The 12,390-nt window shown below is 40.5% G+C and carries 14 protein-coding genes and 1 pseudogene; 12 read left to right on the top strand and 3 right to left on the bottom strand.

Annotated elements, in window-relative coordinates; genetic code table 11:
* Window positions 1–236 precede the first annotated feature (236 nt).
* Genes pepT through QM873_RS07630 form a run of 3 tightly spaced genes read right to left on the bottom strand, consistent with a single transcriptional unit; the run spans window position 237 to window position 3,039 of the window.
* Window positions 237–1,457, bottom strand: coding sequence for a peptidase T (gene pepT / locus QM873_RS07640; protein WP_123159145.1), 1,221 nt, complete (start codon window positions 1,455–1,457; stop codon window positions 237–239).
* Between the two features lie 14 nt (window positions 1,458–1,471).
* Complete coding sequence (locus tag QM873_RS07635) at window positions 1,472–2,290, bottom strand: Cof-type HAD-IIB family hydrolase (protein WP_123159146.1); 819 nt, start codon at window positions 2,288–2,290, stop codon at window positions 1,472–1,474.
* Window positions 2,287–3,039 carry a LexA family transcriptional regulator gene (locus tag QM873_RS07630; protein ID WP_123160510.1) on the bottom strand — a complete coding sequence of 251 codons (753 nt, stop codon included), beginning with the start codon at window positions 3,037–3,039 and terminating at the stop codon, window positions 2,287–2,289. The genes QM873_RS07635 and QM873_RS07630 overlap by 4 nt, the downstream gene beginning before the upstream one ends.
* Before the next feature lie 198 nt (window positions 3,040–3,237).
* Here QM873_RS07630 and QM873_RS07625 point away from each other — a divergent pair.
* The 12 genes and pseudogenes from QM873_RS07625 (at window position 3,238) to trmD (ending at window position 12,358) form a co-directional block, all read left to right on the top strand.
* Window positions 3,238–3,676: pseudogene (locus tag QM873_RS07625) on the top strand (GNAT family N-acetyltransferase).
* Window positions 3,677–3,742: 66 nt separating this feature from the next.
* Complete coding sequence (gene lepA, locus QM873_RS07620) at window positions 3,743–5,569, top strand: translation elongation factor 4 (RefSeq protein WP_414279102.1); 1,827 nt, start codon at window positions 3,743–3,745, stop codon at window positions 5,567–5,569.
* A 139-nt stretch (window positions 5,570–5,708) separates the two neighbouring features.
* Window positions 5,709–6,368 (top strand): hypothetical protein, encoded by a 660-nt coding sequence (locus QM873_RS07615; protein ID WP_414256563.1) that lies wholly within the window; start codon window positions 5,709–5,711, stop codon window positions 6,366–6,368.
* Between the two features lie 283 nt (window positions 6,369–6,651).
* Window positions 6,652–7,293, top strand: coding sequence for a hypothetical protein (locus QM873_RS07610; protein ID WP_414279101.1), 642 nt, complete (start codon window positions 6,652–6,654; stop codon window positions 7,291–7,293).
* A 234-nt stretch (window positions 7,294–7,527) separates the two neighbouring features.
* Entirely contained in the window at window positions 7,528–8,022 is a 495-nt protein-coding gene (locus QM873_RS07605) for a YkgJ family cysteine cluster protein (protein WP_023023349.1), read from the top strand.
* Window positions 8,022–8,708, top strand: coding sequence for a pyrimidine 5'-nucleotidase PynA (gene pynA, locus QM873_RS07600; protein WP_270285394.1), 687 nt, complete (start codon window positions 8,022–8,024; stop codon window positions 8,706–8,708). The genes QM873_RS07605 and pynA overlap by 1 nt, the downstream gene beginning before the upstream one ends.
* A gap of 50 nt (window positions 8,709–8,758) precedes the next feature.
* Complete coding sequence (locus QM873_RS07595) at window positions 8,759–9,508, top strand: hypothetical protein (RefSeq protein WP_414279100.1); 750 nt, start codon at window positions 8,759–8,761, stop codon at window positions 9,506–9,508.
* Between the two features lie 124 nt (window positions 9,509–9,632).
* Window positions 9,633–9,905, top strand: a complete 273-nt coding sequence (gene rpsP / locus QM873_RS07590) for a 30S ribosomal protein S16 (RefSeq protein ID WP_006596292.1) — start codon at window positions 9,633–9,635, stop codon at window positions 9,903–9,905.
* A 19-nt stretch (window positions 9,906–9,924) separates the two neighbouring features.
* Window positions 9,925–10,164 carry an RNA-binding protein KphA gene (gene kphA, locus QM873_RS07585; RefSeq protein WP_003001620.1) on the top strand — a complete coding sequence of 80 codons (240 nt, stop codon included), beginning with the start codon at window positions 9,925–9,927 and terminating at the stop codon, window positions 10,162–10,164.
* A gap of 150 nt (window positions 10,165–10,314) precedes the next feature.
* Window positions 10,315–11,097 carry an alpha/beta fold hydrolase gene (locus tag QM873_RS07580; protein ID WP_195213879.1) on the top strand — a complete coding sequence of 261 codons (783 nt, stop codon included), beginning with the start codon at window positions 10,315–10,317 and terminating at the stop codon, window positions 11,095–11,097.
* A gap of 36 nt (window positions 11,098–11,133) precedes the next feature.
* Window positions 11,134–11,652, top strand: coding sequence for a ribosome maturation factor RimM (gene rimM / locus QM873_RS07575; protein ID WP_414279099.1), 519 nt, complete (start codon window positions 11,134–11,136; stop codon window positions 11,650–11,652).
* Window positions 11,642–12,358, top strand: coding sequence for a tRNA (guanosine(37)-N1)-methyltransferase TrmD (trmD, locus tag QM873_RS07570; protein ID WP_023026860.1), 717 nt, complete (start codon window positions 11,642–11,644; stop codon window positions 12,356–12,358). The genes rimM and trmD overlap by 11 nt, the downstream gene beginning before the upstream one ends.
* Window positions 12,359–12,390 lie beyond the last annotated feature (32 nt).

Here is a 12,390-nt window from a genome sequence, read left to right as displayed (position 1 = left end):
TGTTTTGATTCAGTTAAGTAGTTCTAAAACTTTCCGCTGTGAGAAAAGTACCTGAAACAAAATTGTTTCAGGTACTCGGGAGTTTTGAAACCTTAGGTTCAAAACTAAGTCATGGAACTTCTTGGAAGTTCGCTGACGTCCGTACTCACCTAAGGAAAGTTTCCAAGTAGATTAAATATTTTATCTGAAATTCTTTGGTTATTTTAACCGAAGCATTTTTTAAGCAATACACTGAATTAGGAATGGCTAACAATACCGATAATGGTATCAACTGCACGTTCCATAGTTTGAAGGCTGACGTATTCAAAGCGACCATGCATATTTTCGCCACCAGCGAAGAGATTTGGAGTTGGAATTCCCATGAAGGAAATCTTAGAGCCATCTGTCCCACCACGGATTGGTTCGATAATAGGTGTGATGCCCAGATCTTCCATAACTTCCTTAGCCAAGTTAACAGGTGTCATATCTTTCTCAATAACCTGTTTCATGTTGTAGTACTGGTCTTTAAGGGTCAAAAGGACTCTTTCTGCACCAAGTTCTTGGTTCATCTTGTTTGCAATCTCTTCCATCTTTGCCTTACGAGCTTCGAAATTCTCTGTCTCGAAGTCACGAATGATGTAGCTAGCATGAGCTTCCTCAACAGTTCCATCCACATTCATCAAGTGGTAGAAACCTTGGTAGCCATCCGTTTTTTCAGGTCGGTCTTCTTCAGGGAGTTGATTGTGGAAGTCAATTGCTAACTGAAGTGCATTAACCATTTGGTTCTTAGCGGTCCCTGGATGAACATTACGCCCTTTGAAGGTGATTTCAGCGCCTGCAGCAGAGAAGGTTTCGTATTGCAATTCACCAAGAGGCCCACCGTCTACAGTATAAGCGAAATCAACATTAAAGTCTTCTGCATCAAATTTGTCCGCTCCAATCCCAATTTCTTCGTCAGGTCCAAAACCAACTCGAATTTCACAATGTTTGATTTCAGGATGTGCAGTCAAGTATTCAATGGCTGTCATGATTTCAGCGATCCCTGATTTGTCATCAGCACCAAGCAGGGTCGTACCGTCTGTCGTAATCAAGGTTTGACCTTTGTAGTTATGGAGGTTAGCAAAGTCAGCAGGATCTAGTGAATAACCAGAATCACCAAGAGCAATAGTGCCACCATCATAGTTTTCGATAACTTGGGGACTGATGTTTTCCGCATTGAAATCAGCTGTATCCATATGTGAGATAAAGCCAATCTTTCGTGTGAGACTTGGATCGTTTGCTGGAAGAGTTCCAATAGCAAAACCGTTTGGAAGATAATAAACATTTTGCAGTCCAACTCTTTCCATTTCAGGAAGTAACACATTCTTTGCAAACTCTACTTGTGATGGTGTGCTAGGAGTTGTTGTTGAAGTCTCATCAGATCGAGTATTGACTTTGACATAGGTTAAAAATCGTTCTAGTAATGTTGGGTATTTCATCTGTTTTTCCTTTTCTAGTTCTGTGCTTGTAAAACATAGCGCTTGATAGCAGTGGCGACGCCGTCTTCTTCGTTAGAAGTTGTTGTGACATCAGCCAAGGCTTTGATAGCATCTGGAGCATTGCCCATAGCTACTCCAAGACCTGCGTACTCAATCATTTCAATATCGTTGTTCTCATCGCCGATAGCCATGATCTGTTCTCTAGGAATACCGAGGTGTTCAGCAAGAGCTTTTAAACCAGTCGCTTTGTTTACGCCTTTGGGAAGAATTTCAAAGAGAATAGGTTGAGAGCGAATGGTGTGGAAGCGCTGGGCTAATGCTTCCTCATAGGTCTCTTGAAAGGCATCAATCTGCTCTTTCTGATCAATAAACATCCCTTGGAAAATTGGTTGTGCCTCAAGGACTTCTTGCAATCCCAATGATACAGGCACAGCAGAAACGATACTAGCGTCCATTTTGGCTATTTCTGAAGGATCCCGATTCAAAATGATATAGCGATTTAAATCGAATAAACTTAATTGAGGATGAATTTCCTGAGTCAATTGATCGAGATAAACCAAATCTTCTTCAGATAAGGCATCATAGGTAATGACGGACCAATCTGAAGATTTGACAGTGGTACAACCGTTATTAATCACCGAATAGGAATGGTTGCTTTTGAAACCAATTTCTTCAAAGATTGGACGGACACCAGATAGGGGGCGTCCCGTACAAATGACGACGTCTACGCCAGCAGCTTCAGCGTTTAAAAGAGCCTGCCGATTAGCAGGGCTAATGGTTTTATCTGGTGATAAAAGAGTTCCATCTAAATCGATAGCAATCAATCGGATCATAACTCATCCTCCTTAGCAGGAAGAAAGCTAGCAATGACTTTTCCAATTACTCTTGGTTCCTCTTCTAAGGGGATGACCTTGTCACTATACTTTTTATTAAGGGAAACAAGACGGATTCCTTGGGCTTCACGGAAGACACGCTTAATCAAGGTCTGCCCATCGTACTCAATAGCATAGATGGCACCAGCAGTATCATAGAAAGTTTGCTTGATTAAGGCAACAGATCCTTTTGGATATTTTGGCTCTAGCGAGTCAGTATGAATCCAAAGTGCTAAATCATAGGCTAGTTTTTGATCAAACCAAACTAAATCTCCCTTAGAAGCACTTTGACTCGCAGCATAACTGTCAAAGACTGTATAGGGTGTATATTTCTTCTCAATACGCTTGCGCTCCGCTTGTAAAACCAATAAGCGATTGGCTTCCTCTAAGAGAGAGTCTTGAAAATCCTCATCTAGTTGCTTATAGATAAATTCAATCTTAGAATCCTCCAAGGTATCTGGTTGACCATAACGTGGGTCAAGATCAGAGATGGGAATTTCAAAGAAGCTAGCGATCTTTTCTAAGTTCTCACTGACTGGGAGAGAAGTGCCTTTCACATAGCCCGTTAAAGTACTAGCTGGAATACCGGTTGTACGAGATAAATCGACCTGTTTCTTATTTTGAATCTTTAATAGTTCTCTTATTTTTTCGGAAATAATACGCAAAGCCTCTCTATCCTGTGGGCTTGCTTTTCCACGTCCTCTTGCCAAGAGCTTCACCTCCTTTTACATTACAATCCATTATAGCGAATTAAATCGAAAAAGTAAATAGAAATCCTTTATTGTTAATTAATTATTTCAATTCGAATTAAATAGTATGATTCAATAATCTGTTAACATATTTTTAATGCTTGATTTTTTTAGGGATAAGGCATAGAATAAATAAAAAAGACTTCATGGAGGTGAAGTATGATTCGTACCGTTCAAGTTAAAGATGCAGGTCAAATTCGAGATTTGTGCCACCAAGCATTGGAGTATGATTCGACCCTTGAGAAAGTAGCAGCTCAGATCGATAAATTTAATGAGCCAGACTCGGGTCACTTTTGCTTTGTATACGAAGATGACCAAACAGGCAATATTCTTGGTTATGTCGAAGCTGAAGCCTATGAGAGTATATATAGCGATCCTGGTTTAAATGTTTTAGGACTTGCTGTTTTCCCTTCTGCCCAAGGATGTGGGATCGGTCGGCAGTTGATGGAGCGAATTGAACCTCTTGCTCAAAAAACATAACTATGCCTTTATTCGTTTGAGTTCTGCCTCTCATCGAAAAGAAGCCCATGTTTTTTACGAACGAATAGGCTATGAGGGAAATAGAACGCAGAAGCGATTTTTGAAAATAATGAATTAAGATAGGCAAAGGCCTATCTTTTTTGTTATAATGAAGAGTACGATTAATTTTACTAGGAAGATGATTATGCCAAATTTAGAAGAATTAAAGAAACGACAAGAGAAAATTCGGAACTTCTCGATTATCGCCCACATTGACCACGGGAAGTCAACCTTGGCGGACCGAATCTTAGAGAAAACCGAGACCGTTTCTAGTCGGGAAATGCAAGCTCAGCTCCTAGATAGCATGGATCTAGAACGGGAACGTGGGATTACCATCAAGCTCAATGCCATCGAATTGAACTATACGGCTAAAGATGGGGAGACATATATCTTCCACTTGATTGACACACCAGGACACGTGGATTTTACCTATGAGGTTTCTCGTTCGCTCGCAGCCTGTGAGGGTGCGATTTTAGTAGTCGATGCTGCTCAAGGGATTGAGGCGCAGACCCTAGCCAATGTTTATCTGGCACTGGACAATGATTTGGAGATCCTGCCAGTCATTAACAAAATTGACTTACCAGCTGCAGATCCAGAACGTGTGCGGACAGAAGTGGAAGATGTGATCGGCTTGGATGCCAGTGAGGCAGTCCTAGCTTCTGCCAAGGCTGGAATTGGGATCGAAGAGATTTTGGAACAAATCGTCGAGAAGGTTCCAGCTCCTACTGGGGACGTTGCTGCTCCATTGCAAGCCCTGATCTTTGACTCGGTTTACGACCCATATCGGGGAGTCATTCTTCAAGTCCGTGTGGTCAATGGGCTTGTGAAGCCAGGCGATACCATCCAGTTGATGAGTAATGGCAAGACCTTTGATGTGACTGAGGTTGGGATTTTTACTCCTAAAGCAGTGGGTCGTGACTTCCTTGCGACTGGAGATGTTGGCTATATCGCAGCCTCTATCAAGACGGTTGCGGATACTCGTGTCGGGGATACTGTGACCTTGGCTACTAATCCAGCAACTGAGCCTCTTCATGGATACAAGCAAATGAATCCAATGGTCTTTGCTGGTCTTTACCCGATCGAATCCAACAAGTACAATGATCTTCGGGAAGCACTGGAAAAATTGCAACTCAATGACGCTAGTCTTCAATTTGAACCTGAGACTTCTCAAGCCCTTGGTTTCGGTTTCCGTTGTGGTTTCTTGGGTCTCCTTCACATGGATGTTATCCAAGAACGCTTGGAGCGTGAGTTCAACATTGATTTGATCATGACGGCACCGTCAGTAATCTACAAGGTCAATTTGACAGATGGAGAAGTGCTGGATGTGTCTAACCCATCTGAGTTTCCAGACCCAACCAAAATCGCTTCGATCGAAGAACCATATGTTAAAGCACAAATCATGGTACCGCAAGAGTTTGTTGGAGCGGTCATGGAATTGGCCCAACGCAAACGTGGGGACTTTGTGACTATGGATTACATCGACGAAAATCGGGTCAATGTCATCTATCAAATCCCACTGGCGGAAATTGTCTTTGATTTCTTTGATAAATTGAAATCGTCTACTCGTGGTTATGCTAGCTTTGACTATGAGTTGTCTGAATACCGTCCATCTAAATTGGTTAAAATGGATATCCTTCTCAATGGCGATACTGTCGATGCCCTCAGCTTTATCGTTCACAAGGACTTTGCCTATGAACGTGGTAAGCTGATTGTTGAGAAGCTCAAGAAGATTATCCCTCGTCAACAGTTTGAAGTGCCTATCCAAGCAGCTATCGGTCATAAGATCGTGGCCCGTACAGATATCAAGGCCCTTCGGAAGAACGTCTTGGCCAAGTGTTATGGTGGGGACGTCTCACGGAAACGGAAGCTTCTTGAAAAACAAAAAGCCGGTAAGAAACGAATGAAAGCTATCGGTTCAGTAGAAGTACCACAGGAAGCCTTCTTGTCAGTTCTGTCAATGGATGAGGAATAAGCTTCTCTCTGGAATAATAGAACAAATCGAACGTCCCGATAGGGACGTTTTTCTATCGGGCTAGACAAATAGTGCTTTCAAATCTAAGTAGAACGTGATAAACTATTGGTATCAAAATCCATCACAAAGGAGAGGGAAGATGAATAATAAGTTCTTACTTGCGACCGTTTCGGTCTTGTCAGCTGTTGCTCTTGTAGCTTGTAGCACTCCTAAAAAAGAGTCTAGAAAACCATTGTCATCTGAGTCTAGTTCCACTGAGGTGGTGAAAAAGAGTAAAAAATCATCTAGCAAAAAAACATCTAGTAAGGTAGAGTCAAAATCATCGGATGATACCAAGAGTTCTGTCGAAACCAAACGGGTTGGTTCTGCCGATTATGGTTATATCGATATTCCAAGTAAGTGGATTAAATTTACAGATATAGATGGTGGAGACAGCATTCAATTTACGGATGGAAGTGCTTATAATATCGTTACTATGAACGGGTATACTAAAGAGAAAGCAAATGTCGGTGAAGGTGAAGTCTTTAACGCAGAGTTGATTGCGAACCGAATTGCTTACTATTGGAAAGACAATAAAGAAGTAGAGAAAATGTGGGGAGCTACAACCACTGTCTCAGGGAATGAAGCCTTGCAGCTGAATATTATCCTTAAATCTGGACAGTACCTCATTACTTGGGTCTTCCAAAAGGATGATAAGGTATACTTGATGTCTTTTGAAGGAGATAAAGAGACCTTGGCTCAATTCATTCCATACATTGAGGAAACTTGGAGTTTGGATGAGAAAGGTCCAAAAGCCTAATGCATTCGTGAGGAAGTTGGTTTCATTATCACCAATTTTCAATACATGATAGAATAAGATTTGGACGCAGTCATTAAGTTCTATTTCTTGGAACAATTAACTTCTTACAACCTGGTTAGCAAAGAATCTCTCAGGTTGTATATCCTTAAGAAAGCAGGGACTAATTCAAACAGTTCGTCAGTTTGAATTAGTTCTTTTTTTGGTAAGAAATTAAACTGGTCCTTTTAAAATAGAGTATAAGATGTTAGAGTAGTGTATATAATCTATCATAGAGGAGAGAAAGATGAAAAATAAGTTCTTACTGGCGTCAGTTACGTTTTTGTCTGTTGTCAGTCTCTTTGCTTGTACTAGTCCAAAGAAAGAGTCTAGTAAATCGTCAGCACCATCTAGTTCCACGAATGTGGCAAAAGAAACAACAAAATCAAGTAGCAAGGTAAAGGAAGAAATATCAGATAATGATAAGAGTTTCGCAGAAACGAAACGAATTGGATCAGCAGATCAAGGGTATGTCAATATTCCAAGTGACTGGGTAAAATATACAAATGAAGAAGGTGGAGATAATATCCAATACTCAGATAAAAGCGTGGATAATGCGATTATTTTGAACGCTACTACTAGAGAAAGAGCGGGTGTCGCCGAAGAAGAAGATTTTAATGAAGTGATGGCTCAAAGATTTGAGAATGACTTGAACGAAATAAATAAAGTAGTAAAATCGTGGAGATCTACTAGCAAAGTTGGAGGAAATGTAGCCATCCAATTAAACATGATTCTTGAGTCGGGTCGATATGTTACTTGCTGGTTTTTTCAAATAGATGGGAAGTTGTATTACATTGCCTGTCTTGGAGATGAAAAAACATTAGCTCAATTAACCTCCTATGTAGAAAACACTTGGAGCCTTGATGGAACAGGTGCCGTGACGGATTAATCAAGTGAGAGTTTGGCTTAAACTATTCAGTCATTAATGTTTAATAGAAATAACTACATGACGCAGTGGTTGATTGGTATCTTTGTTCGCTTTTTAGCTCCAAAGATAACCTAATCAACTGTGCGGGGGTGGGAAAACGAACTCTTCTTAATTAGTCGGAGTTCTGTCCCACTCCCTTTTTTACGGTCTCTATGGTATAATGCTCTTATCCATTTAGCAATTAGAAAGTAGTTTATGTCTCAAGAAATTGACTTAGAAAAATACCATCAGTTAGCGCTCCAAAAACAAAAAGAGCACCGCAAGGTATTGGCGAATCTGAAAAAGAAACCCCCTAAAAATCTAGATAAAATAGCGCAAGAGATTCACGATGAAGTCTTTCAAGAAATTGATTGTACCGCCTGCGCCAACTGCTGTAAGACCCTAGGACCCGATTTTAAAGAAGCGGATATCACGCGCATTGCCAAGTATTTCAAGATGAAGTTGCCTGCCTTTGAAGCAGAGTTTTTAGAAGTCGATGAAGATGGAGATAAGGTTTTTAAATCCATGCCTTGCCCTTTCTTGGGTGGCGACAATCTCTGTTCCATCTACGATGTTCGGCCTAAAGCTTGTCGAGAGTTTCCTCATACAGACCGCAAGAAGATCTACCAGATCAATCATTTGACCATCAAGAATACCCTCACTTGCCCAGCAGCCTATTTATTTGTAGAAAAATTAAAGGATCGTTTGTAATGACATATTCATTTTTACTATTTGACCTAGACCACACCTTGTTGGACTTTGATACAGCGGAGGAAGTGGCCTTAACGCAATTCCTCCAAGATCAGGGGGTTCAAGATATTCAAGCCTTTAAGGATTACTACAAACCTATGAACCAAGGGCTCTGGAAAGATTTGGAACAAAAGAAAATTAGCAAGAAAGACTTGATTAACAGCCGGTTCGCGATTGCCTTTGCTCATTTTGGAAGACAGGTAGATGGTGAAGAGATGGCTTTGCGCTACCAGGATTATATTAGCCAACAGGGACAGAGCTTCCCTGGAGCGGAAGACTTGCTGGCAGAGTTGGTAGAAAGGGGTTATCAGCTCTATGGGGCTACCAACGGTGTTACTGCTATTCAGCAAGGACGCTTGAAGCAGTCGGCCATTACCCCTTATTTCAAAGAGATCTTTATCTCTGAACAATTAGGGACCCAAAAACCTGAAGTGGCCTTTTATGAAAAGATTGGTGACTTGATCCCTGGTTTTACCAAGGAACAAGCCCTCATGATTGGGGATTCTTTGACAGCGGATATCGCTGGGGGCAATGCTGCGGAGATTGATACCGTCTGGTATAATCCGGATCACAAAGAAAATACCAGTCCAGCAGTACCGACATATGTCGTTGCTGACTATCAAGCGTTATTGGATATCCTTAAGTAAAAACTTATTTCAAACTAGCTGTTAAGCTAGTTTTTTGGTATCATGGTGGAATGAATAAATTTAAATCAATAAGGGTTACCATCAAAAGATGGCTTCGCTATCTGCTTCTTGCATTCGCCACAGTGGTCGCTCTCTTAATTTGTTTTCTATTTTATTTTACTAATCAAGAAGAAAAAGAAATCCAAGAGCAAATTTCTGGCTTTTATCAGGAAGCGGGATTTAAAGGAGACCTAAGTTTTAAAGCAGCTGAACTCCATGGGATGTCGACTAAATATGCCTATAGCTATCAAGAAAGGGTTGAGGGAAAAACGGTTCAGTTTGACTTTCCCTATGCTACTCATCTATCCAAAGAAGAAGGTGGGAAAAACTATGACACGGCAGAAGAGCTAGCTTACCATTCCAAAAGCTGGCTTGTTGCACCATTTTTCGAAAGAGCCTTCGCTGAATCTCAAGGTTTTCAAAAACTGACTCAGGAAATAAAAGAAGAGTTTCGTAAACAGGGCTTAGAGGTAAGTGAGGTTCGTCTCCAGTTCCCAATCGAAAATCCCGATTTCGAGAATCAATTGGCAACAGACTTACTAGCTGCTGAAAAAGCTGGAGAAACAGATCTTCGAGGGATTCTGACCTTGGATTATGCTAACTACCGCCAAATTAAGGGCTTTTCCTTTACCATCACAGTGACATCTCTCCCTAAAGAATTTGAAGGGAAACGCTTGGATGTAAGCGGACTTCCTTCTGGAAACTATGTGATTGAATCTAATTCCCCAAAGGTTGAATCTTATAGCTTTGAGATCGAATAAAAAAATTTTTAATAGTGTCAAGTTTTTTTCTTGACAGGTCTTTAAAATGTGTTATAATAGATCATGTGCTAAATAGCTTGTCTATTTCACCGAAAATTAAAATATAGAAAAGAGAATTATAAAAATGGCAGTTAAAATTCGTTTGACTCGTATGGGTTCTAAGAAAAAACCTTACTACCGTATCAACGTAGCAGATTCACGTTCACCACGTGATGGTCGTTTCATCGAAACAGTTGGAACTTACAATCCACTTGTTGAAGAAAACCAAGTAACTTTGAAAGAAGATCGCGTTCTTGCATGGTTGGCTGATGGAGCTCAACCTTCAGATACAGTTCGTAACATCCTTTCAAAAGAAGGTGTATTGAAGAAATTCCACGATTCTAAATTCTCAAAATAATCATAAAGTAGGTTGATGTATGGATACGATTGAAAATCTTATTATTGCAATTGTGAAACCTTTGATTTCACAACCGGATGCCTTAACCATCAAGATCGAAGATACTCCTGAATTCTTGGAGTACCACCTTGACCTTGATCCTAGCGATGTTGGTCGAGTGATCGGTCGGAAAGGTCGCACCATTTCTGCGATAAGAACGATTGTCTACTCTGTCCCAACTGAAGATAAAAAAGTAAGAATCGTTATTGACGAAAAATAAAAGGCGGGACTCTGTCCCGTTTTTTTGTTGCAAGGAAAGGTTTTGGAGAAGTTTCTGGGTGGGAAGTCCATTTGAGAAAATCCTATGAACGTGATAAAATAAAACGTAAGGTTGTTAAGTGAATTGTTGTTTAGAAAGAGTTGTTTTGATATGAACCGATTTGAAGTAACTACAAAGATTGGTTGTTTCTCTGTTACTTATAAAAAGAGAAATAAAGTTCTAGTTTGTTTAAATGGTGCTGGTTTGATACCGAGTTATGAAAATTTTCTACCAATTCTTGAAAAACTTCCTTCTTCAATAGGTTACCTAGCGATTGATTTTCCGAATACAGGTAGGAGTCCGATTCATAGTCAAACAGGAATTAATTTGGATAATCTTGTTGAAGCGATATACGAAATCTTGAAAGGATTGGAAATTTCCGATTATATACTTTGTGTTCATAGTTTAAGTGGTGTTTTGGCTTTAAAGTTAATGAGTCAACCAATTAAGTGTCAAGCCTTGATAGCAATTGAACCAACAACAAAAAATATAATGTTTGCTGATTTTTCAAAAAATCCTTATCCAGAAATGGAAGAGCAAATCAGGATGATTGAAGAATGTGGTCAGGAAAAATATTTTAAGGGACTAACTCAAGCAACATTTGAACCTGAAACTGATAGACTGATTTGGGGATTGATGGAAGAAAAGGGCTTGGAATTGGAAAAGCAAGTTCCTGGATTTCAGATATCTGTAAATATTACTGCTGAAGATTTTGATAGTTTGTCATTAGCAGATAATATTCCTGTTTTCATATTTTGTCAGGCGTACAGAGAAAAAGAGTACAGAGATTCAGAATATTGGAATTCTAATACAAAACTCATTCTAGGTGGTAACCACCACTATCTACACTGGTCAGAATCGGAAAAAATTGCAACTCTTATTAGAAAACTGTAAAGATAGATTAATCAAAAGAGGAATGTAAAGAATAAAATGAATTATTATAACGTTGGGAAAATCGTCAATACGCAGGGTTTGCAGGGTGAGATGCGGGTCTTGTCTGTGACAGACTTTTCGGAAGAGCGCTTTAAAAAAGGAGCAGAGTTGGCTCTCTTTGATGAGAAGGATCAGTTTGTCCAAACGGTGACCATTGCCAGTCACCGCAAGCACAAGAACTTCGATATCATCAAGTTTAAAGATATGTACCATATCAATACCATTGAAAAATTCAAGGGTTTTAGCCTCAAGGTTGCCGAAGAAGCCTTGACTGATTTGGATGAGGGCGAGTTTTACTACCACGAGATCATTGGCCTTGATGTTTATGAAAATGACCAACTCATCGGTCAGATTAAGGAGATCCTTCAACCGGGTGCCAATGATGTTTGGGTGGTGAAGCGCAAAGGAAAACGCGACCTTCTCTTGCCTTATATCCCACCAGTAGTCCTCAATATTGATATCCCAGGAAATCGGGTGGATGTGGATATCTTGGAAGGGTTAGACGATGAAGATTGATATTTTAACCCTCTTTCCAGAGATGTTTTCACCCCTGGAGCACTCCATCGTCGGAAAGGCGCGTGAAAAGGGACTCCTTGAGATTAACTACCATAATTTCCGCGAAAATGCAGAGAAGGCACGACACGTGGATGATGAACCCTATGGTGGCGGGCAAGGCATGCTCTTACGTGCGCAGCCGATCTTCGATGCCTTTGATGCCATTGAGAAAAAGAATCCGCGCGTGATCTTACTAGATCCAGCTGGGCGGACTTTTGATCAAGGTTATGCAGAAGAGTTAGCTCAAGAAGAAGAATTGATCTTTATCTGTGGCCACTATGAAGGCTACGATGAGCGGATCAAGTCCCTGGTGACAGATGAGATTTCTCTTGGAGACTATGTCTTAACCGGTGGTGAGCTAGCTGCTATGACCATGATTGATGCGACAGTACGCTTGATTCCAGAAGTGATCGGAAAAGAGTCCAGCCACCAGGATGATAGTTTCTCGTCCGGCCTTCTAGAATACCCTCAATACACACGGCCCTATGAATATCGAGGGATGACAGTTCCAGATGTCCTCATGAGTGGGCATCATGAAAATATCCGTCAATGGCGTCTCTATCAGAGTTTGAAAAAGACACTAGAGCGTCGTCCAGACCTGCTTGAAAACTATGACTTGACTCCAGAAGAAGAGAAGATGTTGGAGCAAATTAAACAAGAAGAATAACAGCATTTGCTGTTTTTCTTTTGCCCTAAAAT

Origin of the sequence: Streptococcus australis, from assembly GCF_047463015.1 — a bacterium.
Lineage (GTDB): Bacteria > Bacillota > Bacilli > Lactobacillales > Streptococcaceae > Streptococcus > Streptococcus australis_F.
The sequence above is the reverse complement of the archived record's forward strand: the minus strand, read 5'-3'. Positions and strand labels throughout refer to the sequence as shown.